The sequence below is a fragment of the Streptomyces sp. NPDC054813 genome, from assembly GCF_053611365.1.
On record NZ_JBSHAF010000002.1, the window covers coordinates 98,721 to 125,062 of the forward strand.

Genomic DNA, 26,342 nt, shown 5'->3' on the forward strand with positions numbered 1-26,342 from the left:
GCACGCTATGCGGGGGCGAATGCGGGGTGCCTCTCATTTTCCGGCGGATACGGGAGAATCGGGCCGTGACTCTGAAGATCCACATCGATGACAGCGCGCCGCCGTACGAGCAGGTAAGGGCGCAGATTTCCGAGCAGGCGCGGGGCGGGGTGCTGCCGGTCGGATACCGGCTGCCGACGGTGCGGGGGCTGGCCGAGTCGCTGGGGCTGGCGGTGAACACGGTGGCCAAGGCGTACCGGGCGCTGGAGACGGACGGGGTGATCGAGACGCGGGGCCGTAACGGCACGTTCGTCGCCGCCGCCGGGTCGGCCGCCGAGCGTGAGGCGTCGTCGGCCGCACAGGCGTACGTGGAGCGGGTACGCCGGCTGGGGTTGGGCGAGAAGGAGGCGCTGGCCGCGGTGCGTGACGCCCTGCGGGCGGCTTATGGGGGGTAGGGGTTTTCGGGCTTCGGCCGGGCAGGGCTCGGCACCGCCGAGAGGCGCCGTGGCGGCTGATCGCCGTTGCGGCGGGAATGACTTCAGGCGTCAACCGCTGGTGCTCGGCTGCGGTGTTCGTGTCACCGACAACCCCGCCCTCTCCGCGACCCTCGCGAACGCCGCCGCGTCCCGCACCGCCGCTCCGCCCGGGTCGTTGTTGAAATACGTGTAGACGTCGGCCTTCTCGGGGTACGCCGTGGCGATGCGGTCGGCCCAGGTCTCCAGGGCGCGGCGGCCGTAGCGGGGCCAGGGGGTGGCCAGGCCCTCGTGGAAGCGGACGTAGGCCCAGCCGGTGGTGCGCCAGAGCGGGGTCATGGGGTGGGCCCGGATGTCGGACCAGCACAGGGCCGCGCCCCGGGATTCCAGGACCTCGCGGGTCTCCCGCGTCCACCAGGAGTCGTGGCGGGGTTCCACCGCCACCCTCGTGTCGCGCGGGAAGCACGCCAGGCAGGCGTCCAGCAGGGCCGGGTCGGCCTTGAGGGTCGGTGGGAGCTGGAGCAGGACCGGGCCCAGCCGGTCGCCCAGACCCGCCGCGTGGGTCATCAGGCGGTCGACCGGCTCCCCGGGATCCTTCAGGCGTCTGATGTGCGTGAGATAGCGGCTGGCCTTCACCGCGATCACGAAGTCCGCGGGGACCCGGTCCCGCCAGGACGCGAAGTTCTCGCGGCTCGGCAGGCGGTAGAACGCGTTGTTCAGCTCGACGGTCGTGAAGTGTGCCGCGTACTCCTCCAGCCACCGCCGCACGGGCACGTCAGCCGGGTACAGGACGTCCCGCCAGTCCTTGTACTGCCAGCCCGAGGTCCCGATGAACAGGGGCATACCCCCATCAAAGCACTACAGGTACAGCCCCGCGTCCGCGTCCTCCCGTGCGCCCGGTACCGAGGTCGGTGCCGCCGTGCCCCGGCGCAGTGCGTACAGCTCCGCCAGGGTCGCTCCCTCGCGGCCCACGCCCTCTTCCGTGCCGAGCCAGTTCACCGCCTCGGGGCGGGTCAGCGCACCCACCTCGATACGGGCGAGGCAGCGGCCGGGGCGGACCACGGCGGGGTGCAGGCGCTCCAGGTCCTCGTTGGTGGTGACACCGACCAGGACGTTGCGGCCCTGGCCGAGCAGCCCGTCGGTGAGGTTCAGCAGCCTCGACAGCGCCTGGCCCGCGGTGTGCTTGGCCTCGCCGCGGATCAGCTCGTCGCAGTCCTCCAGCAGGAGCAGCCGCCAGCGGCCCTTGCCGGCGCCGTCCTCCTCGCCGATCGCGATGTCCATCAGATAGCCGACGTCGGAGAAGAGCCGCTCGGGGTCGAGGACGCAGTCCACCTGGCACCAGTCCCGCCAGGAGCGGGCGAGCGTACGCAGGGCGGAGGTCTTGCCGGTGCCCGGCGGGCCGTGCAGCAGCAGGAGACGTCCGGCGATGTCCTCGGGTGTCGTCTTCATCAGGCGGTCCATCGCGTCCGCCACCGGTGCCGTGTAGTTGGCGCGTACCTCGTCCCAGGTGCCGGCTGAGATCTGCCGGGTGGTGCGGTGCGGGCCGCGCCGGGGGGAGACGTACCAGAACCCCATGGTCACGTTGTCCGGCTGGGGCTCCGGCTCGTCCGCCGCGCCGTCCGTCGCCTCGTTCAGCACCTTCGCGGCCAGCTCGGCGGTGGTCGCGGTGACCGTGACGTCCGCGCCCCGGTTCCAGCGGGAGACCAGCAGCGTCCAGCCGTCGCCCTCCGCGAGCGTGGCGCTGCGGTCGTCGTCGCGGGCCACCCGCAGCACCCGCGCCTCCTTCGGCAGCAGGGTCGCCCCGGTGCGCACCCGGTCGATGTTGACCGCGTGCGAGTACGGCTGCTCGCCCGTCGCGAAGCGGCCGAGGAACAGCGCGTCGACGACGTCGGACGGTGAGTCGGAGTCGTCGACGTTGAGCCGGATCGGCAGCGTCTCGTGCGGCTTGGCAGACATGCCGCCATGATCCGACACCGGGGCCCGCCGTGCACCCGTTTTCCGAAGTGGGCGGAGAGTGTCGGATGTGCGCCGAGCTTCCGGAGTATCCGGAGTGTCCCCCTGGTCCTGTCGCACGGCTGTCGATCGCCGATACCTGCCCCGGGGGCGATTTCCGCCACTACTGTTGTCCTTGATGGGACGTCATGAGTGGAATTCGGGGGCTCGGCGGTGGCGGCTCACCGCCCTGCTCGGTGTGGGGGTGGCCGCACTCGCCCTGATCGTGACACTGATCAACACCCTGCCCGGGGGAGGCGGCGGCACCGCGGGCACGACCCGCGACGGCGACAAGGTGCACGGCAGCCCGGCCACCCCGCCCGACGCGGCCCAGCCGTATGTGGGCTGGGGCTTCACCCACACGCAGTACAGCGCGGACGAGGGCAGCACCACCGCCACCGACCGGGTCGAGAACCTGCTGGCCCAGGACGGCGGGCTGCCCCAGGACCAGGCGATCATGGGCTGGGGCGCCGACAACCCCGAGCCGGTGAAGGGGCGTTACGACTTCGGCGCCCTGGACCGCCGGGTCGACTTCATGCGCGGGTCGGGCGGCACCCCGGTGATCACCCTGTGCTGCTCGCCGGACTGGATGAAGGGCGGCAGGGCCGGTGTGAACAACACCGACTGGAGCCAGGCCGCCCTGGAGACCGCCCCCACCCCCGACCACTACCAGGACTACGCGAACCTCGCCGCGACCGTCGCCAGGCGCTATCCGGACGTACGGCACTTCATCGTCTGGAACGAGTTCAAGGGCTTCTGGAACAACGACAAGGCCCGCTGGGACTACGAGGGCTACACCGAGCTGTACAACCTCGTATACAAGGCGTTGAAGGCCGTGAACAAGGACATCATGGTCGGCGGGCCGTACCTCGTCATGGACAGCTTCGACCCGCGCCAGACCGAGAACGCCTCACCCACCCTCAAGGGTCCCTGGGGCGTCATGGACCAGCGGGTGATCGACGCCTTCGACTACTGGAACACCCACAAGGCGGGCGCCGACTTCGTGGTCGTCGACGGGTCCAGCTACACCAACGACGACGACCTGCTGCCGGACGAGTTCGCGGCCACGGACAAGCTGACGTACGTCAGCGAGTGGGTGCGCAAGCAGACGCACGACCTGCCGCTGTGGTGGGCCGAGTACTACGTCGAGCCCGCCGACGGCAGCGACGAACGCGACGGCTGGACCGAACCGCACCGGGTCGCCGTCCAGGCCACCGGCATGATCGCCATGGTGAAGGGCGGCGCCGGCTCCGGCTTCTACTGGAACCCGGAGGACGAGAAGGGCGGCGACTGCGCCGGCTGTCTGTGGACCACCACCGACAGCGCCGACGGGGGACGCCAACTCCCCATGTACGACCTGGTGTCGAGGTTCGGGAAGGCGTTCCCGCCGGGGACCCGGTACGAGACGGTCTCCGTCGCCGAGGACGATGCCCCCAACGTGCGTGTCCTCGCCGACGACAGGACCGTGCTCGTCGTGAACACCCTCGGCCGGACGATCAGCGCGCAGGTGGACGGGAAGCGGTTCGACCTGAAGGGGTACGAGGTGAAGTGGCTCACCCGGTGAGCCGGATGAGCCACTTTGTCCCTCCTACTTGAGCGTCAGGAACCGCTGCGCCAGTGATGCCAGCACCATCGCGAGCAGGGGCAGCGAGAACCAGAAGCTGCCCTGCAGCCACCGCAGCTGACGTACCCCGGGCCGGACCGCGACCCGGACCACCTCGCGTGCCGTCAGCAGCAGGATCAGGGCCACGGCGGCGAGAGCACCGACCACCGACCACGGTGTCCAGGTGATCCGCGGCCCGATCGGCCCCGGATCAGGTTTCTCCACCGCACCCGCGGGCTGCGTGCGCAGCGTGTACATGGTCACGTCGTCGTTGACCAGGGCCTTCGTCAGATCCTGTCGGTCGTCCAGGTTCTGGATCAGCCGGTTCTCCCAGGCCGCCGAGTATCCGGCGTCCATCTGGAGATAGACGACCTGACTCCTGTTGATCACCAGATACGAGTTCGGGCCGGCGTCCTTGAGTGCCTTGACCAGGCTCGACACCAGCACCGGGTCGGTCGGCGCCAGTGTCGGCACGTAGTCGACCCGTTCCATGTCCTTCGCGCCCCACGGAATCGCCGGGGTCACGTCGTTGACCGTGTCGTTGCTCAGCCACAGCAGCCGTACGGTCGGCTTGTCATGGGCGTAGACATAGTCCATCGCGGCGACCTCGCCGGGCCGGACCCGCTCGAAGGACTCGTTGCCCCAACGGGCCACCAGGAAGCCGCCCATGAGCAGCAGACCTGCCATCAGCGCGGCCACCGGGGCCAGGCTGACCCGGTCCTTCTCGCGCTCCTTAGCCGTGGCACCGGTGCGCGGGAACAGGGCGAGAGCTGCCAGCAGGGCTGCGCCCGGCAGGGCGAACATGAAGACCCGCAGGGCCATCTCGCCGCCGTACGACTGCATGCCGAAGCCCAGGAACGGGACGAAGGTCAGGACCAGCAGGGACCGCTCGCGGTACTTGTGGAAGCGGCGGCGCCACCAGCCCCAGACGGCGAAGGCCATCATGCTGCCGGCCAGCAGGACCCGGACGTACAGGACCAGCTTGTGGGTCGAACTGCCGCCCTGGATACGGCCGGAGACCGAGGTCGAGACATTGCTGCCGACCCCGCCGACCCCGCCGAACAGCTCGTTGAAGTGCCCCGACCAGTACGGCTCGGCCATGAAGCCCAGCCAGACGGCCGCGACCACCCCGAACAGGATCGGCAGACCGCGCAGTTCGGACCTGCCGATCAGGACCAGGGCCGCCAGCACGCCCAGCATCACGAACGGGGTCAGCTGGTGTGCCGGGACGGTCGCCGCGTACAGGCCGATCAACACGATGAGCATGACCGCCTGCTGGCGGCGGTCGGTCGGCTCGACCTCGGCCTCGCCCGGGCGGAACCTCGTCCAGACGACATGCGGGGCGCGGAACCAGACGAGCAGGATCGCCACGAACATCAGGTAGAGGAGGTATGTGAAGCCCTGCGGGGAGAAGTAGTCCTGGCCGACCCAGCCGCACAGCACGAAGATCCAGATGCCGGTCCACTTCGCCCGCCAGCTCGCCCGCAGCGACCGTACGAGCAGGAACATCGGTGCCAGATAGGCGAGTTGGACGAACGTCGGCCACCAGCGGATGACCTCGGTGAAGTCCGTGACCCCGCAGGCCCGGCCGATGAAGGCCGCCGCCGCGAAGAAGCCCGGCCAACTCCAGCGGGCGTCCAGGTCGGGGACGGCCGACCCGGTGCGGTCGATGTAGTCGATGAACCCGAGGTGCTGCCAGGCGGTCGGGAACCGCGGTTCCGTCTCGATCACGGCGGGCAGCGCGTGCAGCGACACGACCGTCGCCAGCAGGGTGACCAGGAGCAGCGCCTTGTGCTCGCGGCGCAGCCACAGCAGTGCGGCGAACACCGTGACCAGCAGCGCCGCCCCGACCAGCGTCGGCAGCGGCAGCACCGAGATCAGCCCGAGCCCGCCCATCCGGTCCAGGTCGGCGTCGTCGAGCCGGGCGGCCGGCACCCAGTAGAGCAGGAGGGCGGCGACCAGAAGACAGCCGAGGACGACTCCCTGGCGGGTCGGGATCAGCCGCTCCCGCAGCGACAGCGCGGGCTCCGCCGGAGGTTCGGCCGGTACCTCTTCCCGTTCCTCCGGTACGACCGCCTCTCCGAACGGCGTGTCGACCGCCGCCTCCTTCGGCAGCGATGACTCGGCCGGCCCGAGGGAGGCCTCCGAGCCCGGCTCCCTCCCCCAGTCTCGGCTTCGCTCGACCGGGGGGACCCCCGTCTCGACCGGCAGCCCGAGGTTCCGCGGTGGCCGCAGTGCCCAGGTCGCCCGGTCGTCCGGCTGGACGACGGGCGTGCCCGAGGGCGGGGTTCCCGGACCCGGACGGACGTCCGGGCGGCGCTCCACATGGTCGAAGTCCACATGGATGCCGAGGGCGAGGGTGTCGGTGTCCAGCGCCCAGGCCGGGCCCCGCCGGCGCGGTGCCGCGGTGGTGGCCGGGGCCATGGGGGTCCCCCCGCGCGAGCGAAGCCGAGCGGGGGGAAGCGCCCCCAGGTCGGCGAGGTCCCCGTCCGGTGCCGCGTCCTCCGGGACGTCGGCCGGAGCCGCCCGGAGCGTCCGCCACAGCTTGGGCGCCGCGATCGTCACGATCACCGCGAGGCTGGAGATCTCGGCCACACCCGCGCCGGTCAGCCCCATCCGGGGCAGCAGCAGCAGGGTCAGCCCGAGCACCAGCACGCACAACAGGCCCTGCAGCCAGGCCAGTCCGGCGGTGCGGCTCTGGGCGCGCAGTACCGCGAAGTACGTCTCCATCACGACCCTGAGCAGCGCGCCGACCGCGAACCAGCGCAGCAGCGGGGTCGCCGCGTCCGCGTAGCCCGCGCCGAACACACCGAGGATCCAGGGCGCCCCGAAGAACAGCAGCGAGCAGATGGGGATCATGATCCGGGCCATCCGCTTCAGCGCGGCCCGGGTGTTGGCGGCCAGCCGGGCCGGGTCGTGCGAGCCCTCGACGGTGAGCGAGGCGCCCATGTTGATGGCGAGCAGGTTGATGGTGCCGCCGATGGTGGTGGTGATGTAGAAGTACGCGTTGTCCTCGGAGCTGACCTGCGAGGCGATGATCACCGGGACCAGGTAGACCACGGCGAGGGAGAACAGCGAACCGGTGTAGTCGCCGGCCAGGAACCTGCCGATCTCCTTCAGCGCGGGCGGCCTGGCGTGTTCCTCGGTCGCCTTGACGTGCCGGGGCACCAGGCGCCGGAACACCAGCCAGCCCAGCGGCACCACCGAGGTGGCGATCGCCGCGACCCAGGAGACGAACACACCGGCCATCGGGACGGCCACCGAGAAGGCGACCAGCAGACCCAGCTTGACCGCCGAGAACACGGTGTTGCCCACCGGCACCCAGGGCGCGTTGCGCAGCCCGGTCAGCACGCCGTCCTGGAGCGTGAGCAGGTTCCAGGCGACGACCGCGACGACGAACCCCAGCCCGGGGAGCGGCCCGTGCAGGAAGCGGTACGACGGCCCCCACATCCCGAGGGTCATCAGGAAGAGCCCGGCGGCCAGCGCCACGATCAGCGAACTGCCCGCGTAGGTACGGAAGATGAGCCGTCCGGTGGCTTTGCCCGCCACCGGGATGAAGCGGGCCAGGGCACCGGTCAGGGTCACCGCGGTCAGGCCCGCGAGGAGCTTCATCGCGGCGATCGCGGCGGAGCCCTGGCCGACCGCCGACTCGGAGTAGTAGCGGGCCGCCGCCAGCCAGAAGCCCAGGCCCAGCACGGCGGAGATGCCGGTGTTGAGCATCAGCGCGTAGGCGTTCCGGAAGAGCGGGCTGCCGCCGGACGAGCTGCCTCTGCCGGGCAGCCGAAGGCGGCGCCCCGACTGCTCGGGCGCCGCGGTGTCGTTGGTCGCGGCCTCGGTTGTGGTGGTCGTCGTGTCAGACACGGGAACGGATGGCCTTCCGGCGGAGCTGGCGGGCTCTGCGGAGAACGGCGTACCCCTTGGTGAGGGCACGGTCCTTGGCGAAGTTGCGGGCGATCGCACGGCCTTCGAGCAGCTGTGCGAACTCCGCGGCGTCCGTGCTGCGGCGTACGGTGACGCGATGCAGCGCGTACGGACCCTGGCGGCGGCGGGCGAGGCCGTTCTCGACGGCGAGCGCCTGGGCGTACCCGGTGTCCCGCACGGCCTGCCGGACCCGGGCGCTGGAGTAGCCGTACGGGTAGGCGAACGAGGCCGGTTCGGTGCCCAGTTGCTCGGCGACGATCTCCCGGCACCGCACGAGCTCCTCGCGCAGCCGTTCGTCGGCCAGCTGGTCGAGCTGCGGATGGGTGTGGCTGTGCCCGCCGATCTCGCAGCCGGCGTCCGCGAGATCGCGCACCTGGTCCCAGTCGAGCATGGCGTCCAGGCCGCCTCCGGTGTCGTACGCGCCCCTGATCCAGCCCGTCGAGACGAACAGGGTGGACGCGAAACCGTGCTTGGCGAGGACCGGGAGGGCGTGCCGGTGCACGCCCTCGTAGCCGTCGTCGAAGGTGATCAGGACGGGCCGGCTCGGGAGCGGGCCGCCCGTGCGCCAACCCACGGCCAGGCCGGCCGTGGTGACGGGGGTCAGGCCCAGGTCGCCGATGAGTGCCATCTGCTCGGCGAACGCCTCCGGTGCCACCGACAGCGCGCGGGTGGCCTCGTTCGGCGCGGTCGCGACCGAGTGGTACATGAGGATCGGCACCGGTGCCTCAGTCATGAGGTCCCCCCTCCGTTCCGGCCATGAGATGCCCCTCGATCCCGGCGACGGTGAAGGTCGCCCCGCCCCGCCGCGCCCGCACGCTTCCCACCACGTAGCCGCCCGCCGCCGTCAGTACCCCGGTGACGATCGCCCCGGCCCGGCCGGCGCCCCCCGGCCGGGCCAGGAGTGCGTCCCGCAGGCCACGAGCGACCCCCGCGGGCAGCACACGCGTGGTGTACCGGCGTTCGGACTCGAGTCCCTTGCCGGCGCCCACGCTCCGGGCGACCAGGGCCTTGGAGAGGCCCTCGGCGTAGGCGCGGGTGCGGAAGTAGCCGAAGTGCTCACGAGCCTGCGGCACCCGGTGGTGGATCACCGCGCGATCGTCGATGAGCAGCACCGCGTCCGGGCGGGCCCGGGTGAGCCGGATGCACAGCTCGGTCTCCTCGCAGCCGAGCGGGCGCTTGTCGCCGTCCCGTCCGATGCCGGTGGCGAAGCCGCCCGCCGCGTCGAACGCGGTACGCCGGAAAGAAGCGTTTCCGCCGAGGACGTTGCGGACCCGGACCCGGCCCGGGGGCAGCCCCCGGTAGGTGCAGCCGACCACCCAGTCGAACTCCTCGGGGAACCAGTCCGGGCGACGGCCCGAGGCCCACACGGGCATGGTCCGGCCGCCGACCGCCATCACCTTCGGGTCGGCATAGCCCTCGGCGAAGCGGCGCAGCCAGTCCCGTTCGGCCACGGCGTCGTCGTCGAGGAAGGCGATCACCTCACCGTAGGAGCAGGCGATACCGGTGTTGCGGCCCGCGGACAGGCCGCGGGGGCCCGCGTTGGCGAGCACCCGGACGTCCGTGGCCTCCTTGTGCTCCTTCGTGAGCCGTTCCAGGAGCGCCGGGTTGTGGTCGACGACCAGCAGGGTCTCCAGCGCCGGATACGACTGGGCGCGCACCGAGGAGACCGCCGCGAGGATGTCCTCCCAGCGGTCCTCGGTGTACACGCAGATCACGACGGAGATGTCGGGATCGCTCAAGACGACTCTCCCTGGCCCGTGCTGAGCATCGGGGAGTGCCGGACCTGCCGGCGCAGCGCACGCCGGTTGGAGCGCTCCCCGAGGATCACCTTGAGGACCCGGAACCCGTCCCGCACGGCGCGCAGATTACTGGTGCCGTGGATGCGGAGGTACTCGTAGCTGGGTATCTCCTGCACCTTCAGGCCCGCCTTGACCACCCGGACGTTGATCAGGGTCTCGATCTCGAAGCCGGTGCAGTCGAGGTCGATCTTGTCGAGGCAGTGCCGCCAGAAGGCGTTGTATCCGTAGCAGAGGTCGGTGTAGCGGGCACCGAACTTGCGGTTGACGATCGTACACAGCGCCCAGTTGCCGAGCTTGCGGATGAAGGTCATGTCGTCCGTGCCGCCGCCGTTGGCGAAGCGCGAACCCTTGGCGAAGTCGGCGCCCGAGACCAGGGCGGAGACGTACGACACGATCTCGTGGCCGTCGGCCGAGCCGTCCGCGTCCACCATGACGATGATGTCGCCGGTGCATGCCTCGAACCCGGTGATCAGGGCGTCCCCCTTGCCCTTGCCACTCTGTTCGACGACTTTCACGTCGGGCCACAACTCCCGCGCGACTTCCACGGTGTTGTCGGTGGAATTGCCGTCCACAAGGACCACTTCGTGTATCCAGCCGGGAAGTGTCTTGAAGACGTAGGGAAGATTCTCCGCCTCATTCATGGCGGGGATCACCACGCTCACCGGCGGTGTGATCGCCAGGTGCGAGGAGATCGGTCGGTATTCGGCAGCCATTAACGGATCTTGGTCCGAGGCAGGCTGGCGCAGAACAGAACTCAAGAGTCTTGTCCCTCTCGTCCGGTGGACCACCCGCCCCTGGGCGGCCCGCTTCTGTGTCCGGTTCGAAAGGGGGGTTATCACCCGTGGCACGGAAAACTGATCTCCGTATCCGCAGGTGAGCTGGCAAAGCTAACCGGTCTGCCGGAAAACGGCAGCCGGTCGCGCGGCACGACTCGGAAACAACAGTGGTCACACTCGAAATGACAGTGGTCATTGCGGTCACCGAGCACGGCACCCCCCTACCGCGCCCCGCTCCGGAACATCGCGGTCCTTGAGCCCTCCCCTGGTGCCGCTTGATGACGATCCGATGCGGGTGAGATGTACGACGGTATTGATGATTGGACCAGTATGGCAAGGCCTGGAAGTGCGCCTCACGTCTTTGTTGGTTTGGCCGTTACGTAAATTTGGCCGGCCTTGTTCCTTAACTCGAACGGATTTTCCCGGTCCGTCGGGACATCCGTTTGAGAATTCGTTCCACCGGTCGCAGTCGTACCAGCAGAAGCAGGAGAACGCTGATCGCGGTCACGGCGACGACTCCGCCGCGCCAGGACCAGCGGTGCGTGGCGAGCATGCCCTGTGCGATCAGCATGTCCAGGGCGACGGCGCCCGCCAGCGCGGTGAGCGTCCGGGCGAACGGATCGAGTCCGCGCAGCGTCAGACCGATCGCCCCGGCAGGCGCGGCGAACAGGAAGAACAGCGTGAACGGGCCGCGCAGTGATGAGCCCGAATCGGTCAGTGCGAGCAGCGCGCCGGTCCCGGCGACGGCGGTCGCGGCGCCCGCGAGCAGCGGTCCCAGGTCCCTCCCCGGTCCTGGCCGCGCCCGTTCGTCGCCCTCTGGCGATGGTGTCTTGAACCGTATGGCCTGCATGGCCGACTTTGCCCCCCAAGGCGTCGGATGCCGGACTTCAATGTCGCGCAGGAAAACGGGGGGCGTCAAGCGGGTCTCCGGACATGACCGTTCCCCGGAGGCGCGGGTTGCCTCCGGGGAACAAGTCGCTCGTTTTGGGCCCCTGTCGCTGATCGATTACGACACTTGATCAGGCCCTTGCCCTCGGTCGAGGAGGCCTTGAAGCCGGCGCCGTTCTTGAGAGTGCCGATGTAGCTGCCCTTGACGGCCGTGGGGGAGCCGGCGTGCAGCACCCTGCCGGTGGCGGGTGCGGCCTGGGCGGGGAGTGCGCGAGTTGACGACCTGTCACAGGCCTGTCGTGGACGCGCAATCAAAGGCACCGGTAACGCACAGGATCGGTCCGGTGGGGGCTGGTTGAGGCCCCGAAAAGTTTTGGCATGGACACTTCCCGTCAACACGCGTAGTTGGTACGACAGTTGTGGCAGAGATCCTGCTAAAGGGAGGTTCCATGAGACGTTCCCGAATTACGGCATACGTGACTTCACTCCTCCTCGCCACCGGCCTCGCTCTCGCCGGGGCCGCAACCGAAGCCCAGGCCGCGACCGGCGGCTACGTGGCCCTCGGCGACTCGTACTCGTCCGGTGTCGGCGCCGGCAGCTACATCAGCTCAAGTGGCAGTTGTGACCGCAGCACGAACGCCTACCCGTACCTGTGGAACGCCGCCCACAGCCCGTCCTCGTTCTCGTTCCTGGCCTGTTCGGGCGCCACCACGGGCGACGTGCTCGCTGGTCAGCTGGGCACGCTCAGCTCCTCGACCGCCCTAGTCTCGATCACCATCGGCGGCAACGACGCCGGCTTCGCCGACGTCATGACGACCTGTGTGCTCAGCTCCGACAGCACCTGCCTGTCCCGGATCAGCACCGCCGAGGCCTACGTCGACTCCACACTCCCCGGCAAGCTCGACAACGTGTACGACGCCATCAGCGCCAAGGCCCCCAACGCCGAGGTCGTCGTCCTCGGCTACCCCCGCTTCTACAAGCTGGGCACCACCTGCCTCGGCCTCTCCGCGACCAAGCGCTCCGCCATCAACAACGCCGCCGACTACATCGACGCCGCGATCGCCAAGCGCGCCGCCGACCACGGCTTCGTCTTCGGTGACGTCCGCACCACGTTCACCGGCCACGAGATCTGCTCCAGCAACTCCTGGCTGCACAGCGTCAACTGGCTGGACATCGGCGAGTCGTACCACCCCACCGCGGCCGGCCACTCCGGCGGCTATCTGCCGGTCCTGACCAGCAACGCCTGACCTTCGGTTCTCAGCGCGGACGCGCGGCCTTCGGTACTCAGTACGAGTCTGTCGGTACTCGGGACGAGCCTGTCGGTACTCAGGACGAGCTCGAAGGCGAAGGCGAAGGCGAAGAGGAGGCCCCGCCGGTCGGGGTCTCCGTCGTTTTGGTGCAGGTCACCGAGAACGGCACCGAGTTGGACGTGGCCGTCACCGGGCTACGCACCTCGACGGCGATCGCGTCGTTCAGCGTCCCGCTGTCGGACCAGGTCGTCACGGTCACCCTGGTCTGCCGGGTCCTCCCGCCGCCGTCCGGGAAGGACAGCGTCTTCCACCCCTGGTCGTCGAGCGAGCCGTTCTTCAGCACCCAGCGGTACTGCACCTCCGCGGGCACGCTCCCGACCGTGAACGTCGCCGTGAAGGCGGGAGCCTGTGCGGTCGGCGGCGGACAGCTCCCCGAGTAGTCGGTGCGGGATCCGGACACGCTGACCTTCACACTCTGTGCGGCCGTGCTGCTGCTCGCGGACGGCGACGGGGACTTGGACTCCTCCTTGCTGCTCCGGCTGGGCGCCGGGGAGCTGAGGTTGCTGGCCGACTGACTGGCGCCGGCGTTGTTGTCGCCGTCGTCGCCGTTGCCACGGTTGAGGAGGGCGTACGTCAGCCCGCCCAGCGCCAGGACGACCAGCACGAGCCCGATGACCAGCACGGTACCGGCCCTGCGGTTGCCGTCGCGGTCGGAGGCGGGCGGCCGGGTGTCCGTGGGGGTGGGCAACGGCGGTGTGGGGGACGGCGGCTGCTGCTGGTGGGCGACGCGGGTCGGAGCGTCGTACCGTCCCGGGACCGGCACGGTGGCGGCGGTGCCGGGCGTGCCCCCGAAAGAGGGGGTACCGCCCGCCGCGACCAACCGCAGGTCGTGCTCGGCCTGTTCGGCCGACAGCCGGTCGGCCGGGTCCTTGCGGAGCAGCCCCTCGATGACGGGTGCGAGCGGCCCGGCCCGGTACGGCTGCGGCAACTCCTCGTCCACCACGGCACGCAACGTGTTCAGCGGGGTGTCCAGCCGGAACGGGGAGGTGCCCTCCACCGCCGCGTACAGCAGCACACCGAGCGACCAGAGGTCCGACTCGGGGCCGAACGCGCGCCCCAACGCCCTTTCCGGGGCGAGGAACTCGGGTGAGCCGATCACCTCGCCGGTCATGGTCAGCGCCGAGCTGCCCTCGACGGTGGCGATCCCGAAGTCGGTGAGCACCACCCGTCCGTCGTTCGACAGCAGCGCGTTGCCCGGCTTCACATCCCGGTGCAGCACCCCGGCGGCATGCGCGGCCCGCAGCGCGGACAGTACCTCGGCGCCGATACCGGCGGCCCGCTGCGGGGACATCGGGCCCTCGGTGTCCAGTACGTCGGCGAGGGACACCCCACGGATCAACTCCATGACGATCCAGGGCCGTCCGCCCTCCATCGCCACGTCGTACACCGTCACCACGTTGCGGTTCGCGACCCGGGCCGCGGCCCAGGCCTCGCGCTCCAGACGGGCGTACATCCGCTCGACGTCGGGGCCGGGCAGCCCGGCCGGCGCCCGTACCTCCTTCACGGCGACCTCGCGGCCCAGCACCTCGTCCCGGGCCCGCCACACGGTGCCCATTCCGCCCTCGCCGAGCGGGGACAACAGTCTGTAGCGGCCCGCGATCACTCGCTCACGGCCCGGCTCTTCGGTCACGGGTGCTCCCCACGGCAGCTCGCGCTGATTCATCACAAAAGTAACTCAGAGCAGTGCGGATGCGGCGCCCTTGAGGACCAGTCCGGCGCCCAGGGCCACGACCACGAGCGCCGAGGCGAGCGGGGTGGTCCTGCGGACCAGTGTGGCCATGGGGTGGGTGGTCCACCGAGGGCGTTTGTCCAGCACCCGGGTCATTCCCGTACCCAACTTGACGACGGCGAACCCGGCGGCGGTCAGGGTCAGTGCGAGACCGATGCCGTAGGCGACGACGAGAAGCAGCCCGAACCAGGCCTGCCCGAGGGCGGCGGCACCGACGAGCACGACCACGGCGGAGGGGCTGGGGACCATGCCCCCGGCGAAGCCGAGGAGGATGGTGCCGCGCAGGGTGGGGGCCGTGTCGTGGGTGTGGGTGAACCCGCCGTGACTGTGCGGCATGGCGGTGTGAGGGCTCTCGGGGGCTGCGCCCCCCGACCCCCCTTCGGTTTGAACGGCCTCGTCCTCAAGCACGCCCAGAGGGGGTACCCCCGGACGGGCTGAAGTGTGTGGCCGGGCGCCATGGTCATGGGCATGAGCATGGGTGTTGCTATGAGCATGGCTGTGGTCATGAGGGTGGCTGTGGTCATGAAGGTGGTCGTGCCCGCGATCGTGATCGTGCGCGTGACCTTCGACGTGGGAGTGCGTGTGGCTGGCGCCGTGATCGTGCGTGTGGGCGTCGGCGCGGGCGTGCTCGGGTGCTCCGACCAGGGCCGGCTCCCGCTTCTCGGCCGCCTCGTGACCGTGGTGGTGGCTGTGGTCGTGGCCGTGGGCGTGCGCCTGCTCGTGGGCCCGGTTCCGCCATGCCCTGCGGGTCAGGTTCGCGCCCGCCGCCAGGACCATGAGGCCGCTCGCGATGCCCAGCCAGGCGATCACCGACGGGGTGGCCGCCGAGCCCGCTGTGACCAGGACGCCCAGGGCCACCACGCCCAGCGTGTGGGTGACCGTGACCGACGCGGCCAGCGGGAGGACGTCGCGGAGGCGGGCGCGGCCGCCGCGGGCCGCCGCCGTCGCCGCCATCAGGGTCTTGCCGTGGCCCGGCGCCAGCGCGTGCATCGCGCCGAGGCCGATCGCGATGAACAGCGCGAGCGCCGCGAAGCCGACGGTGAGGTGGTTGCGGGCGACCAGGTCGGTCAGGGCCTGGGTCCAGTGGTCGACGCCCCGGGGGAGGATCGCGGCGCCCGGGGCGTCCTGCCGTTCCTCGGCGAGGGCCGGCCCGCCCGGCCGTACCCGCACGGCGGCGGTCGTGATGTCCGCCGGGGAGGAGAGCAGGTCCTTGGGGTAGCTGGTGAGTTCGTGGGAGACGGACGTCTTCGGTACGTCCGTCCTCGTCAGCGTCATCCGGTCGCCGCGCGCCGTGATCTCCCGCCAGCCGGGACCGGTGTCGGTGCCCGCGCTGTGGAAGGAGAGGGTGGCCGTGCCGCCCTTGGGGAGGGGCGCGGTGAACCGGCACTCCACGCGGAGGGTGTTCAGACCGGCCTGGCCGGGCCGCAGTTCGGCGTGGCTGGTCCCGACGGTGAGCGCGGTCGCCCTGCCGTCGACGGTGAGTGCGCTGCCGTCGGCCGCGGTCGTGCAGCGCTGCTCGGCCCACCGGGCCGTGCCCAGCCGCTTCAGGTCGGGCTTGGCCTGGGTCGCCGGGATCTCGGCCAGGTCCTCGACATGGTCGACGCGGAGCTGTCCGGGGGCGGCGACGAGACCGTCGTACTTGTTGACGGTGAAGTTGCCGAGCGGGTGGGCGCTCGCGGCCGTGGCCGGCAGCAGCGTGAGGCCGCAGGCCATGACGAAGAGGGCGGCGGCGCGGCGGAGGTTCACTTCGAGGCCTCCAGCGCCTTGCGGGCCGTGCGGGCGCCCAGCGGGGAGAAGCCGGGGTTGAGCTTGAGGGCCTTGGTGAGGGCGGCCCGGCCGGCCGCCTTGCCGCCGTCGGCCAGCTCGATCATGCCCAGGTGGTAGCTGAAGGAGGCGTTGTGGTAGCCGGTGGCGGTGGCCCGGCGGGCGTACGGCAGCGCTTCCCTGTCCTTGCCGTTGACGTGCAGCGCCCAGGCCAGCGCGTCCGCCGTGTGCACGGTGTGGCGGCGGGCCCACTCGGCGCGGGCGGCCTTCAGGGCCTCGGCCTTGTCGCCGTGGTCGGCGGCGGCGAGCGCGGTGTCGAGGTCGGCGTTGACGCCGTTGGCGCGGGCCAGCGCGATCCAGGCCTCGACGAGTGCGTACTGGTCCTCGGCCTTCGCCTTGTCGCCCTTGGCGTTCCGGTCCTCGTACAACTCGCCGAGCTCCACGAGCGGCTGGGGCAGTGGATAGCGGGAGACGACCAGTTCCATGCCCTTGATGGCGGCGGCCCGATCGCCGCTCGCCGCCTGGGCGCGGGCCCGGCCCTCCAGCGCGGGGAGGTAGTTCTCGTCGGCGGTCAGCGCGCGGGCGTAGTAGTCGAGCGCGCTCTCGTAGTCGCCCTGGTTCCAGGCGAGCAGGCCGAGCTGCGCGGCCACGTAGGCGATGTCGCCCTTCGAGGTGGCCGTGGACAGCGCCTGCTGCAGCACCTGCCGGGCCGTCTTCACGTCACCCCGCAGCTCCCGCACATACGCGTACCGGGTGAACACCGGTACGCCCGGCTTGCGTCGGTCGGCCAGGTCGGCCGCCTTCGCCGCGTCGGCGTAGCGGCCGAGTTCGACCAGGGCGTCGATACGGGAGGACAGGGCGCCGGCGTTGTACGGATTCTGCTTGAGGGCCTGGTCCGCGTAGGTGAGCGCCTGAGCGAACTGGTGCCGGGCGGCGGCCAGTGCGGCCTGGCCGGCCAGCGCCTGGTCGTTGTCCGGGGTGATCTGGAGCGCGCGCTCGAGGGCCTTCTCGGCCTGCGGGTAGCGGGACGGGTCGCCCTTGGTGCGCGCCTGCTCGACATAGGCGAGGCCCAGGGTTGCCCAGCTGTCGGAGTCCTTCGGCTGGGTGCGGAGATGGGCCTGGAGGGAGGCGATGCTGGTGTCGAGATCCCCGCTCGCGAGCAGCGCCGGTGACACGGCACTCGACGCGGCCATCGGCGCACCGCCGTTCCCGGACGCCCCGAAGGCGATCGCTCCGCCGGTCAGCGCGATGGCCAACAGCACTGCGGAGCCCGCGAGTTGGGCCCGCCGCCAGTTGCGCCCCGCGGCGGCGAAGCGGCGCAGGGCGGTGACCCGCTCGTCGTCCTTCGGCGCGGCGGGCTGCTTGTCGTTCGTACCCGGGGCCATGCCCTCTCCTCATAGATGTCGCATGGGGGTGGCGCGGCCCGCTGCCGTGGGGGATTGGGTGGGAAGCGGGCCGCGCCAGTCAACGGGGGGCATGCAGCGCCCCGTAAGGGGCGCGGGACTGCGTTGGATATGCGGCTACCGCCGCGTGTGCGCGACCAGCCACAACCGGGCCCGCAGTCACCCCACTACCTGAATCGCGACGGCGCTCAGTACGGCCGCTGCATCCGACGGCGCCACCAGCCGAACGCGGTGCCGATCAGCAGCACGCCCGCCGCACCCGCGGCCGCGGACCCGGCGATCAGCGTCGTGTTGCTGCTGTCGGAGCCGGTCAGGGCGTCGCCCAGTGCGCTCTTCGTGCTGCTCCCGGCGGCCTTGGCGAGCGCGCCGCGCGAACCGGACGTCGGCTCGGCCACGTACGGGAAGTACTTCTCGAAGCCCTTGTCGTTCTTGTCGACCGCGTCGCCCAGGTCGTTCTTGGAACCGACCAGTTCGCCCTCGACGACCTGCAGTGCCTCGTCGATCACGTCGTCGGTGAGCCGGCGCCCGTTCGGGAAGCCCGCGTTGTCACCGTCCAGGACACCGAGCCGCTTGGGCTTTGCGGTGGGCTTGATGGACGTGTTCAGGCGGAGCATCTCCGACGGCGTCGCGTACGGCTGCTCCTGGTTGAGGCCCTTGACGCCCTTGAGGAACACGTCGACGAGGTCGTTACGGGGCTCGGACGGCGCCTTGATGTTGTAGATCGCCTGGATGAGCTTCGGCAGTTCCGGGTTGGTCACGTTCTTCAGGAACTGCGCGTCGTCCTTGGGCTGGGACGCGTTGAACTTGTCCTTGTCCTTCTGCGGGTTGACGACCTCGTTGACCAGGGGGTTGCCGAGGCGCGAGACCTGCGCGTAGTAGCCCTGCGCGTTCCTGCGCTGGGTCGTCGCGTAGATGCCGACGGTCGGACGCGACGCCGACTGCCGGATCAGGGAGTTCGGCACCTGGAGGGCGATCGTGTTGACGTTGTAGCCCTTGAGGGTGTCCCGGCCGACCTCGCTGAGGTTGCCGCCGTACAGCAGGTCGAAGACGCGCAGGTCGGCGAAGAACGGGTCGTCCGCCTGCCCGGCGAAGGTCGCGCCGCCGTTGACCGTCTTGTAGATGGCCTGGGAACGCAGCTTCCCGTAGTCCGGCATCGACGCCTTGCCGACGTCCGACGGAGCCGCCGGGATGTCACTGGCGATCCTCGTCGTGTGCTGCTGCTTGCCGTTCTTGAACTTGATCAGGTCGAGGTTGTACGCCTGCGTGACGTTCAGGTCGGGGTCGGTCAGGTTGTCGACCACCCCCGTGTTGTAGAGGAACGTCTTCTTGTTCTTGATCTGGGTGCGGAAGGTGTAACGGAAGATCAGGTCGTCCTTCGCGTCACCGTTGTTGTCGATGTGGATGTCGTACTGGGCGTCGTCGGCGAACTGGTAGAAGTTCGGGCCGCCGGCCGGTTCCTCGAAGGGGATGTAGTCCGACACGATCGTCGTCGTGTCGGCCTTGTCCGGGCTGACGAACGCGTACAGGTCGGTGTTGTCGTACTGGGGGGTGCCCGAGATGAGCGGGGCTTCCCGGTGGGAGGAGGCGGAGGCCGCTCCCGGTTCCAGCGCGGCGACGCTGGCGGCTGTGATCCCGCCGGTGGCCAGTGCCCCACAGATGAGCGAGACAAGGCCCTTGCGCCCCGCGCCACTCCTGGAGATTAGAGGTGTCATGCCGTCCGTCCCTCGGTCCCAACTTGCTTGACGGACGGGTATACGGAGCAGGAGGGCCGTTTGGATTGGTCCGAAGAAAAAAATCTTTTCTTCCTGCTCGACCCGCGTTTTTGCCTCCCGCATACGTACTTCTGCCGGAGGTGCGTCAGTTGCCAATGCCTGGTGTGGGAGGACGGGCCGGGTGCGGCCACAGAAGGGGGAACGGGGTGGAGGCGGACGAACTGCTGGTGCTCGTCGCGGCCGGCGACCAGAAGGCGTTCGAGGACCTCTACGGACTGGTGTCCGGTCCGGTGTTCGGGCTCGTACGACGTGTGGTGCGCGATCCCGCCCAGTCCGAGGAGGTGGCCCAGGAGGTGCTTCTCGAACTCTGGCGCTCCGCACCCAAGTTCGACCCGGGTCGGGGCAGTGCCCTCTCCTGGATCCTCACCCTCGCCCATCGCCGCGCCGTCGACCGGGTGCGCAGCGCCCGCGCGGCCGGCGAACGCGAACAGCGTGAGGCGCTGCGCGCGGGCGAACCGGCCTTCGACCAGGTCGCCGAGGAGGTGGAGGCCGGCCTGGAGCGTGAATGGGTACGCCGCTGCCTGGACCGACTCACCGCACTCCAGCGCCAGTCGGTCACCCTCGCCTACTACGACGGCTACACGTACCGTGAGGTGGCCGAGCGGCTCAAACTGCCGCTGGGCACGGTCAAGACACGGATGCGCGACGGACTCACCCGGCTGCGCGACTGCCTGGGAGGTGCCGCATGAGCCTGGTCGGCCGCCTGCTGCACCGCGAGGACCTGCACTCGCTGGCCGCGCCCTACGCCCTGGACGCCCTGGAGCCCGGCGAACGGCGCCGCTTCGAGAAGCACCTCAAGGACTGCGACCGGTGCGCCGCCGAGGTCCGGGCGCTGACCGAGGACGCGGTACGGCTGGCCTGGTCCACGGCCGCCCCGCCGCCCCTCGCGATGCGCGACCGGGTCCTGGCCGCCGTACGCGCCACCCCGCAGGCGCCGGCCGCCGCCCGGGAGCACGTCCCCAACCTGCCGCCGCATGTCTGGGGCGGGCAGCCCCCGCCGCCGCGCAGACGGCAGCGCTCCCTGTTCGTGCCGTTCGCCACCGCCACCGCGGCCGCCGCGCTGGTCGTCGCCTCCCTCTTCGCGGTGCAGGCCGGCCGGACCCAGGACCAACTGGACGCGGAGCGGGCCCAGTCGCGTGACATCGCCCACGTTCTGGCCGCGACCGACGCCCGTGCGACCAGCGGCAAGGACGCCCAGGGCCGAAGTATCGGCGCGGTGGTCTCCGCGTCGGAGGGGCGGGCCGTCGTCACGCTCAGCGGATACAGTGCCCTGCCGAAGGGGCGCGTGCACCAGCTCTGGCTGATGCGCCCCCATGCGCAACCGCGCTCCCTCGGGCTTTTCAAGGCCGACACGCCCCTGGTCGCCACCGGTCTCGACAAGTCCGCCACGTCACTCGCCGTAACCGCCGAGCCCGCCGGCGGCTCGGCGCAGCCCACCAGCCAGCCGGTTGTCCAACTCGCCCTGAAATCGGTCGGATTCGGAGAGTAGTCGAAGAGGGGTCGTCAACAGCCTTGCAGGGAAGGTGAATCCTGTGACCGCGATACACGAGTGCCCCATCGGGGCGATAGGGTTACCCTGCCCGGGCCGGGTGGACTCGTACGGGTGGGGAGTGACATGGATCAGATAACACGCAGCAGGGCGAGGGTTCCTGCGATCACCTGCGGGAGCGGCGCCACCAGTTCGCGCCTCGACCGCCATCTGTCGGTGCTGGCGGGTCCCGCCATACCGCAGCAGCAGGCGGTCGAGGCGACGTCGCTGATGCGTGAGCTGACCGCGCGTGAACCCGCGCGGCGCAGCGACCAGGGTGCGCGGGTCAGCCGTGTCTCCCTCTTCGCGCCGCTGCGTCGGCTGCGCCGTTCACTGTTCGGCGGCAGCGACAAGCACTGACCGTCAGGCTCGCGCTCAGGCAGCCACACCGTCCCGGCGCAGCGCTGCTGTCTCGGCGTCCGTCATCCCCACGGCACGCAGCAGCGCCTCGGTGTGCTGTCCGAGCGCGGGCACGTCCCCCATCCGCGCCTCGTCCCCGCCGGGCAGCGTGATGGGTGGCAGCAGCGCACGCAGCGGCCCGACCGGCGACCCCACCTCCCGCCATCGCTCCCGGGCCGCCAGCTGCGGATGCTCCGCCAGTTCGTGCAGGTCCCGCAGCCGCGCGCACGCGATGCCCGCGGCTTCGAGGCGTGCCACCGCCTCGTCGGTGCCGACCGACCCGAGGGCCGTCGCGACCAGCTCGTCGGTCCGCGTCCGGTTCGCCACCCGTGTGGCGTTCGTCGCGAACGCCGGATCCGAACCCAGCTCCGGCCGCCCGATCACCTGTTCGGCAAGCCGCCGCCACTCCCGGTCGTTCTGCACCGACAGCAGCACCCGCCCGCCGTCCCCGGTCGGGTAGGCGTCGTACGGCGCGATCACCGCGTGCGCCAGGCCGGTGCGCTCCGGCGGGGTCCCGCCATGCAGGGTGTGATGCAGCGGATGCCCCATCCACTCGGCGAGCGCGTCCAGCATGGACACCTCCACCGGCCCGCCCCGGCCGGTCGTCCCGCGCCGCACCAGCGCCGCGAGGACGCCCGAGAAGGCGTACATGCCCGCCGCGATGTCCGCCGCCGGGATCCCGGCCTTCACCGGCTGCTCCGGCGTCCCGGTGACCGACACCAGCCCCGCCTCGCACTGCACGAGCATGTCGTACGCGCGTTTGCCGGCGTACGGTCCTGACGCGCCGTATCCGGACACGTCCACGGCGACCAGGCGGGGGTGCGCGGCACACAGCGTCGCCGCGTCGAGGCCGAGCCGGGCGGCGGCCCCCTGCGCGAGGTTCTGCACGAAGACGTCCGCGTCCGCGACGAGTCGTCGCACGACGTCCAGTCCGCGCGGGTCCTTCAGATCCAGCGCGATGGACTCCTTGCCCCGGTTGCACCACACGAAGTGCGAGGCGAGCCCGCGGGCGGTGGTGTCGTAGCCGCGCGCGAAGTCGCCGCCGTCGATCCGCTCGACCTTGACGACCCTGGCCCCCAGATCGGCGAGCTGCCGGGTGGCGAAGGGAGCGGCCACGGCCTGTTCGACGGCGACGACGGTGATGCCCTCCAGGGGCAGCGGGAGACGGTCCATGGGCTGGATCATGTCCCGCGACCGGCGGTTCTGTCAGCAGCGCCGCCACGGCCGGGGCCGGCGGCCGCGCCACTGCCGCCGGTCGGTGGGCGGCGCCGGTCCTGTCGCGGCTGCCGGTTGTGTCAGCCGCGGCCGTACCGGCGTACGGCCGCCGGCAGGAAGACGGCGATCAGGAGCGCGCTCCAGGCGAGCGAGCCCGCGACCGGGTGGGCCACCGGCCAGGCGGCGCCCGCGGGGACGGGTGCGTTGCCGAAGAGGTCGCGCAGGGCCGTCGTCACCGCGCTGATCGGGTTCCACTCGGCCGCCGTGCGCAGCCAGCCCGGGAGGTTGCCGGTGGGGATGTAGGCGTTGGAGAGCAGCGGCAGGACGAAGGACGCCGCGCCGAGCTGACCCGCGGCCTCCTCGCTGCGGCTGAGCAGACCGAGGAAGATGCCGACGGTCGTGCAGGCGAACCGGAACAGGAGCAGCAGGCCCACCGCGCCGACGGCCGCGACCGCCGATCCCTCGATGCGCCAGCCCACGGCAAGGCCCACCAGGAGCAGCGGCACGGTACCGGCCGCGGTGACGACGAGATCGGCCACGGCCTGCCCCAGCGGTACCGCGGCACGGCTCACCGGCATGGTCCGGAAGCGGTCCGCCACACCCCGGTGGGTGTCCTGGGCGGCCTGGAACATCCCGGTCATCACCCCGCCGGCCGCGGTCGCCACCAGCAGCCCCGGGACGAGGAACGAGCGGTACTCCGGGCCCGGCATCGCCAGCGCGCTGCCGAAGACATAACCGAAGAACAGCAGCATGTTGACCGGCATCATCTGGGTGAGGACCGCGAGGCCCGGGCTGTTGCGGACCCGGCGCAGCTGCCGGCCCACCATCGCCGCACCGTCGTACGCGAGCGCGCTCATACGGGACTTCCCGTCAGTCGGAGGAAAACGTCGTCCAGGGTCGGCGGCCTGAGGCTCGCGTCGAGCAACGGCACTCCCGCCGCGTCGAGTTCGCGCACCAGGCGGGGGAGGGTGAGCGTCGGGTCGGTGGTGAGGGCGCCGACGGTGTGCCGGTCGTGGTCGAACTGCGGCTCGGTTCCGGTGAGGTGGTCGAGGACGGCGGCGGCCTTCACCAGCGCGTCCGGATCGGCGACGACCGCCTCCGCGTACCAGCCGATGAGCGCCTTGAGCCCGGCCGGTGTGCCGGTCTGCGCCACCCGGCCCCCGTCCATCAGCACGATGTCGTCGGCGAGTCGGTCGGCCTCCTCCAGGTACTGCGTGGTCAGCAGCACGGTCGTACCGTCGGCCGCCAGCTCCCGCACCGCGTCCCAGATGCCGTTCCTGCTGACCGGGTCGAGGCCGGTGGTGGGCTCGTCGAGGAACAGCACTTCGGGCCGGCGGACCAGGCTCGCCGCCAGGTCGAGGCGTCGGCGCATACCGCCCGAGTAGCCGGCCGCCTTGCGGTCGGCGGCCTCGGCGAGGCCCAGGCGGTCGAGCAGCTCGGCCGCCCGTTCGTTCGGCCCCCGCACCCGGTGCAGCCGGGCGAACAGACGCAGGTTCTCGCGGCCGGTGAGATCGCCGTCGACCGAGGCGTACTGGCCCGTGACGCCGATGCTGCGGCGCACGGCGGCCGCCTCCCGTACGACGTCGTGCCCCGCGATGCGGGCGGAGCCCGCGTCCGGCCGGAGGAGCGTGGTCAACAGCCGTACGGCCGTCGTCTTCCCCGCGCCGTTCGGCCCGAGCAGTCCGCAGACCGAACCCTGCCGGACGGCCAGATCGAGGCCGCGCAGGGCATGCACGGCGCCGAAGCGCTTCTCCAGACCTTCACTAAGTACAGCGTACGTAGTAGCCATGAGTCGACCATAGCGCACTACGTACGGCGTACGTAACTAGCATGGTGGGCGAGGTGATGACCGATGTCAGTCCGAGGGGCCGAACCCGAGGTGATCTGGGCCCGCCCCGAACGCGCGGGGCGGGGGCCGAGGCCCGCGTTCACGCGCGCCGACATCGCGGCGGCCGCGGTGCGGATCGCCGACGCGGAGGGGCTGGACGCCGTGTCGATGCGGCATGTGGCGGCCGCGGTGGGGTGCGGGACGATGTCCCTGTACAACTACGTCCCCCGCAAGGAGGACTTGTACGAGCTGATGGTTGACGCGGTCAGCGCGGAGCACGAGGTGTGGGAGCCGACGGGGGACTGGCGGGCCGACATGGTGCGGGTCGCCGGACAGACACGGGAGTTGATGTATCGGCATCCCTGGATGCCACGTCTCATGTCACCGGTCTATGGGTTCAGCCCCCATGCGCTGCGGTACCTGGAGCACTGTCTGGCCTGCCTGGATCCGCTGGACGCTCCGTACGGGACGAAGCTGGAGCTGATCGCCATGGTGAACGGCGTGGTGACCACCTATGTGCGGAACGAACTCGACACGGCCGAGCGGGCCCGGAGTCTGCCGTGGTCGGAGGAGCAGGAGAACGCGGTGCGGATCGCCTATCTCGGGGGGCAGATCGCCTCGGGGGCGTATCCGCGGATGGCCGCGGCGTTCGCGGAGGATGCGGGGCCGATCGATCTGGAGGGGGTTTTCCGGCGGGCGCTGGAGAGGGTTCTGGACGGGTTCGCGTCGTCGTAGGCCGCGGGTGGGTGAGGGCTGGTCGCGCCCACGGCGGTAGCCGCATGTCGAATGCGGCCCCGCGCCCCTGGGTGACTCACAGCAGCGTCAGTTGACCTGCTGGGCCCTCCTCCGTGTGCTCCAGGATCGACGCCGGTTTGCGGGCTGCCTCCGGCGGCGGGAGTACGCCCGCTGCCGTCAGGTCCGTCGCGGTGATCTGTGCCTTGATCGCCAAGTCGGCCTGCTGGTCGCGCACTTCCGCGAGCAGGGCCAGGACCGTGATCAGTTCCAGCAGATCCGACGTCCACGACTGGGGCCACGCCTGCGGAACGATCGCCGCCAGAGTTCCCGGCTCCGCCGGCGTCGTCCGTGCTGCGAACCATGCCTCCAGGGTCTTCACGTCACCCAACGCGAACTCCCACGCCTCCGGCGGTACCGGTGAGACGCGGCCCTCGTCGATGTGCAGGGTCTCCTCTTCCGCGTCGTAGCGGATGGTGAGCGGGCGGGAGGGGAGCGGGGCGCGGACGTAGGGGCGGCGGCCGCCCGGGAGCTTCGGGCGTTCGCCGTCGCGGCGCAGCAGCCAGAGGGCCCGGTGGCCCAACCGCACGCCCCGGGACCAGAGGTCGGGGTCCTCCGTCAGCGGGACCGTGTGGTCCGGGCGGATCGTCGCCAGGGCCCAGGCCAGGACATCCGGCGGGGCGGGAGCGTGGCCCAGGCGGTCGGCGAGGTGCTCCAGCAGGCCCGGTGCCAGGTTCGGTTCCGCGCCGCCCGGGCGGCGGTACAGCGGGCGGACGCGGCCCGCGCGGAGCGTGGGCAGCAGGGAGGTCGCCAGCAACGGCATGCCCTCCGCCGACTCCACGGCGAAGATCTGGTGGCCGTCCGCCACCCGCCACAACTCCGGTCGGGCCGTGTCGATGAGGCGGTGGTCCGGGACGAGCCACTGTTCGTCGAACGGAGCGGACAGCACGCGGACCGGAGCCGCGCACGGGCCCGAGGCCTGCGCCAGCCGCTCCGTGCCGGTCGGCTGCCCCGGCAGCTGGGGCACGGCCGAATGGACCGTACGGGCGCGCGTCGGTTCGAACAGGGTCTCGCGGTCGGGGCCCTCGGCCTTGATGAGGGCGTCCCAGCGGGCCTTGAGGGTCGCCGGATCGGGGGCCGTCGGCCACCCCCGGCCGAGCCGTAGTGGTGCGACGGACCACGGCATGAGGTCCGCCAGCAGCGGAGCGTCGTCGTGCGTCACGCCCGGCAT

The 26,342-nt window shown here is 71.0% G+C and carries 22 protein-coding genes and 1 pseudogene; 7 read left to right on the forward strand and 16 right to left on the reverse strand.

Annotated features, from left to right (window positions below; translation table 11 throughout):
* Window positions 1–65 precede the first annotated feature (65 nt).
* Window positions 66–434, forward strand: coding sequence for a GntR family transcriptional regulator (locus tag ACWGJB_RS03805; RefSeq protein WP_360489674.1), 369 nt, complete (start codon window positions 66–68; stop codon window positions 432–434).
* Between the two features lie 90 nt (window positions 435–524).
* On the opposite strand, the gene ACWGJB_RS03810 is transcribed toward ACWGJB_RS03805, so the two are convergent.
* Together ACWGJB_RS03810 and ACWGJB_RS03815 are read right to left on the reverse strand one after the other, a co-directional pair.
* The gene (locus ACWGJB_RS03810) at window positions 525–1,295 is read right to left on the reverse strand and encodes a DUF72 domain-containing protein (RefSeq protein ID WP_453378668.1); all 771 of its coding nucleotides are present in this window, start codon (window positions 1,293–1,295) and stop codon (window positions 525–527) included.
* 15 nt (window positions 1,296–1,310) lie between these two features.
* Window positions 1,311–2,408: a DUF5925 domain-containing protein gene (locus ACWGJB_RS03815; protein WP_453378669.1), complete on the reverse strand. Its 1,098-nt coding sequence runs from the start codon at window positions 2,406–2,408 to the stop codon at window positions 1,311–1,313.
* Window positions 2,409–2,583: 175 nt separating this feature from the next.
* Here ACWGJB_RS03815 and ACWGJB_RS03820 point away from each other — a divergent pair, with 175 nt between their 5' ends.
* A complete protein-coding gene (locus ACWGJB_RS03820) occupies window positions 2,584–4,008 on the forward strand; it encodes a GH39 family glycosyl hydrolase (RefSeq protein ID WP_453378670.1) in 1,425 nt (474 codons plus the stop codon).
* 24 nt (window positions 4,009–4,032) lie between these two features.
* Here the strand turns inward: ACWGJB_RS03820 and ACWGJB_RS03825 are convergent, their stop codons facing one another.
* The 6 genes and pseudogenes from ACWGJB_RS03825 to ACWGJB_RS03850 form a co-directional block, all read right to left on the reverse strand.
* Window positions 4,033–7,908, reverse strand: coding sequence for a lipopolysaccharide biosynthesis protein (locus ACWGJB_RS03825; protein ID WP_453378671.1), 3,876 nt, complete (start codon window positions 7,906–7,908; stop codon window positions 4,033–4,035).
* The gene (locus ACWGJB_RS03830) at window positions 7,901–8,701 is read right to left on the reverse strand and encodes a polysaccharide deacetylase family protein (protein ID WP_453378672.1); all 801 of its coding nucleotides are present in this window, start codon (window positions 8,699–8,701) and stop codon (window positions 7,901–7,903) included. The genes ACWGJB_RS03825 and ACWGJB_RS03830 overlap by 8 nt, the downstream gene beginning before the upstream one ends.
* Entirely contained in the window at window positions 8,694–9,707 is a 1,014-nt protein-coding gene (locus ACWGJB_RS03835) for a glycosyltransferase family 2 protein (RefSeq protein WP_453378673.1), read from the reverse strand. Before ACWGJB_RS03835 ends, ACWGJB_RS03830 begins: the two co-directional genes overlap by 8 nt.
* Entirely contained in the window at window positions 9,704–10,525 is an 822-nt protein-coding gene (locus tag ACWGJB_RS03840; protein ID WP_360489667.1) for a glycosyltransferase family 2 protein, read from the reverse strand. Before ACWGJB_RS03840 ends, ACWGJB_RS03835 begins: the two co-directional genes overlap by 4 nt.
* Before the next feature lie 421 nt (window positions 10,526–10,946).
* A complete protein-coding gene (locus ACWGJB_RS03845) occupies window positions 10,947–11,393 on the reverse strand; it encodes a hypothetical protein (protein ID WP_453378674.1) in 447 nt (148 codons plus the stop codon).
* Between the two features lie 164 nt (window positions 11,394–11,557).
* Window positions 11,558–11,701, reverse strand: a pseudogene (locus ACWGJB_RS03850) (S8 family peptidase); the annotation flags it as partial.
* 179 nt (window positions 11,702–11,880) lie between these two features.
* Here ACWGJB_RS03850 and ACWGJB_RS03855 point away from each other — a divergent pair.
* Window positions 11,881–12,678 (forward strand): SGNH/GDSL hydrolase family protein, encoded by a 798-nt coding sequence (locus ACWGJB_RS03855; RefSeq protein WP_453378675.1) that lies wholly within the window; start codon window positions 11,881–11,883, stop codon window positions 12,676–12,678.
* A 79-nt stretch (window positions 12,679–12,757) separates the two neighbouring features.
* Here ACWGJB_RS03855 and ACWGJB_RS03860 read toward each other — a convergent pair whose 3' ends face one another.
* The 4 genes from ACWGJB_RS03860 to ACWGJB_RS03875 all read right to left on the reverse strand — a co-directional run bounded on the left by ACWGJB_RS03860 (window position 12,758) and on the right by ACWGJB_RS03875 (window position 19,349).
* Window positions 12,758–14,371 carry a serine/threonine-protein kinase gene (locus tag ACWGJB_RS03860; protein WP_453378676.1) on the reverse strand — a complete coding sequence of 538 codons (1,614 nt, stop codon included), beginning with the start codon at window positions 14,369–14,371 and terminating at the stop codon, window positions 12,758–12,760.
* Window positions 14,372–14,416: 45 nt separating this feature from the next.
* Complete coding sequence (locus ACWGJB_RS03865) at window positions 14,417–16,183, reverse strand: nickel transporter (protein WP_453379025.1); 1,767 nt, start codon at window positions 16,181–16,183, stop codon at window positions 14,417–14,419.
* A gap of 29 nt (window positions 16,184–16,212) precedes the next feature.
* Entirely contained in the window at window positions 16,213–17,619 is a 1,407-nt protein-coding gene (locus ACWGJB_RS03870; protein ID WP_453378677.1) for a tetratricopeptide repeat protein, read from the reverse strand.
* Window positions 17,620–17,825: 206 nt separating this feature from the next.
* Window positions 17,826–19,349: a DUF4331 domain-containing protein gene (locus ACWGJB_RS03875; protein ID WP_453378678.1), complete on the reverse strand. Its 1,524-nt coding sequence runs from the start codon at window positions 19,347–19,349 to the stop codon at window positions 17,826–17,828.
* A gap of 206 nt (window positions 19,350–19,555) precedes the next feature.
* Between ACWGJB_RS03875 and ACWGJB_RS03880 the strand changes: the two genes are divergently transcribed.
* From ACWGJB_RS03880 to ACWGJB_RS03890, 3 genes are all read left to right on the forward strand, one after another.
* Window positions 19,556–20,098, forward strand: coding sequence for a sigma-70 family RNA polymerase sigma factor (locus tag ACWGJB_RS03880; RefSeq protein WP_358915503.1), 543 nt, complete (start codon window positions 19,556–19,558; stop codon window positions 20,096–20,098).
* Window positions 20,095–20,898 carry an anti-sigma factor gene (locus ACWGJB_RS03885; protein WP_453378679.1) on the forward strand — a complete coding sequence of 268 codons (804 nt, stop codon included), beginning with the start codon at window positions 20,095–20,097 and terminating at the stop codon, window positions 20,896–20,898. Before ACWGJB_RS03880 ends, ACWGJB_RS03885 begins: the two co-directional genes overlap by 4 nt.
* Before the next feature lie 126 nt (window positions 20,899–21,024).
* On the forward strand, window positions 21,025–21,297 hold the full coding sequence (locus ACWGJB_RS03890) for a hypothetical protein (protein WP_453378680.1): 273 nt from the start codon (window positions 21,025–21,027) through the stop codon (window positions 21,295–21,297).
* Between the two features lie 15 nt (window positions 21,298–21,312).
* On the opposite strand, the gene ACWGJB_RS03895 is transcribed toward ACWGJB_RS03890, so the two are convergent.
* The 3 genes from ACWGJB_RS03895 to ACWGJB_RS03905 form a co-directional block, all read right to left on the reverse strand.
* On the reverse strand, window positions 21,313–22,509 hold the full coding sequence (locus ACWGJB_RS03895; RefSeq protein ID WP_453378681.1) for a CaiB/BaiF CoA transferase family protein: 1,197 nt from the start codon (window positions 22,507–22,509) through the stop codon (window positions 21,313–21,315).
* A 122-nt stretch (window positions 22,510–22,631) separates the two neighbouring features.
* Window positions 22,632–23,408 (reverse strand): ABC transporter permease, encoded by a 777-nt coding sequence (locus ACWGJB_RS03900; RefSeq protein WP_453378682.1) that lies wholly within the window; start codon window positions 23,406–23,408, stop codon window positions 22,632–22,634.
* Window positions 23,405–24,340, reverse strand: a complete 936-nt coding sequence (locus ACWGJB_RS03905; protein WP_453378683.1) for an ATP-binding cassette domain-containing protein — start codon at window positions 24,338–24,340, stop codon at window positions 23,405–23,407. The genes ACWGJB_RS03900 and ACWGJB_RS03905 overlap by 4 nt, the downstream gene beginning before the upstream one ends.
* Before the next feature lie 63 nt (window positions 24,341–24,403).
* On the opposite strand from ACWGJB_RS03905, the gene ACWGJB_RS03910 reads away from it, so the two are divergent.
* Window positions 24,404–25,114 carry a TetR/AcrR family transcriptional regulator gene (locus tag ACWGJB_RS03910; protein ID WP_360489655.1) on the forward strand — a complete coding sequence of 237 codons (711 nt, stop codon included), beginning with the start codon at window positions 24,404–24,406 and terminating at the stop codon, window positions 25,112–25,114.
* 76 nt (window positions 25,115–25,190) lie between these two features.
* On the opposite strand, the gene ACWGJB_RS03915 is transcribed toward ACWGJB_RS03910, so the two are convergent.
* Window positions 25,191–26,342, reverse strand: coding sequence for a type ISP restriction/modification enzyme (locus tag ACWGJB_RS03915; RefSeq protein WP_453378684.1), 1,152 nt, complete (start codon window positions 26,340–26,342; stop codon window positions 25,191–25,193).

Coding starts and splice junctions, on each gene's coding strand:
- ACWGJB_RS03865 (WP_453379025.1), bottom strand. CDS start 16,183: ATGGCCTGCGGCCTCACGCTGCTGCCGGCCACGGCCGCGAGCGCCCAC.
- ACWGJB_RS03885 (WP_453378679.1), top strand. CDS start 20,095: ATGAGCCTGGTCGGCCGCCTGCTGCACCGCGAGGACCTGCACTCGCTG.
- ACWGJB_RS03910 (WP_360489655.1), top strand. CDS start 24,404: ATGTCAGTCCGAGGGGCCGAACCCGAGGTGATCTGGGCCCGCCCCGAA.
- ACWGJB_RS03915 (WP_453378684.1), bottom strand. CDS start 26,342: ATGCCGGGCGTGACGCACGACGACGCTCCGCTGCTGGCGGACCTCATG.
- ACWGJB_RS03895 (WP_453378681.1), bottom strand. CDS start 22,509: ATGGACCGTCTCCCGCTGCCCCTGGAGGGCATCACCGTCGTCGCCGTC.
- ACWGJB_RS03845 (WP_453378674.1), bottom strand. CDS start 11,393: ATGCAGGCCATACGGTTCAAGACACCATCGCCAGAGGGCGACGAACGG.
- ACWGJB_RS03900 (WP_453378682.1), bottom strand. CDS start 23,408: ATGAGCGCGCTCGCGTACGACGGTGCGGCGATGGTGGGCCGGCAGCTG.
- ACWGJB_RS03830 (WP_453378672.1), bottom strand. CDS start 8,701: ATGACTGAGGCACCGGTGCCGATCCTCATGTACCACTCGGTCGCGACC.
- ACWGJB_RS03870 (WP_453378677.1), bottom strand. CDS start 17,619: ATGGCCCCGGGTACGAACGACAAGCAGCCCGCCGCGCCGAAGGACGAC.
- ACWGJB_RS03875 (WP_453378678.1), bottom strand. CDS start 19,349: ATGACACCTCTAATCTCCAGGAGTGGCGCGGGGCGCAAGGGCCTTGTC.
- ACWGJB_RS03890 (WP_453378680.1), top strand. CDS start 21,025: ATGGATCAGATAACACGCAGCAGGGCGAGGGTTCCTGCGATCACCTGC.
- ACWGJB_RS03810 (WP_453378668.1), bottom strand. CDS start 1,295: ATGCCCCTGTTCATCGGGACCTCGGGCTGGCAGTACAAGGACTGGCGG.
- ACWGJB_RS03820 (WP_453378670.1), top strand. CDS start 2,584: ATGGGACGTCATGAGTGGAATTCGGGGGCTCGGCGGTGGCGGCTCACC.
- ACWGJB_RS03855 (WP_453378675.1), top strand. CDS start 11,881: ATGAGACGTTCCCGAATTACGGCATACGTGACTTCACTCCTCCTCGCC.
- ACWGJB_RS03905 (WP_453378683.1), bottom strand. CDS start 24,340: ATGGCTACTACGTACGCTGTACTTAGTGAAGGTCTGGAGAAGCGCTTC.
- ACWGJB_RS03815 (WP_453378669.1), bottom strand. CDS start 2,408: ATGTCTGCCAAGCCGCACGAGACGCTGCCGATCCGGCTCAACGTCGAC.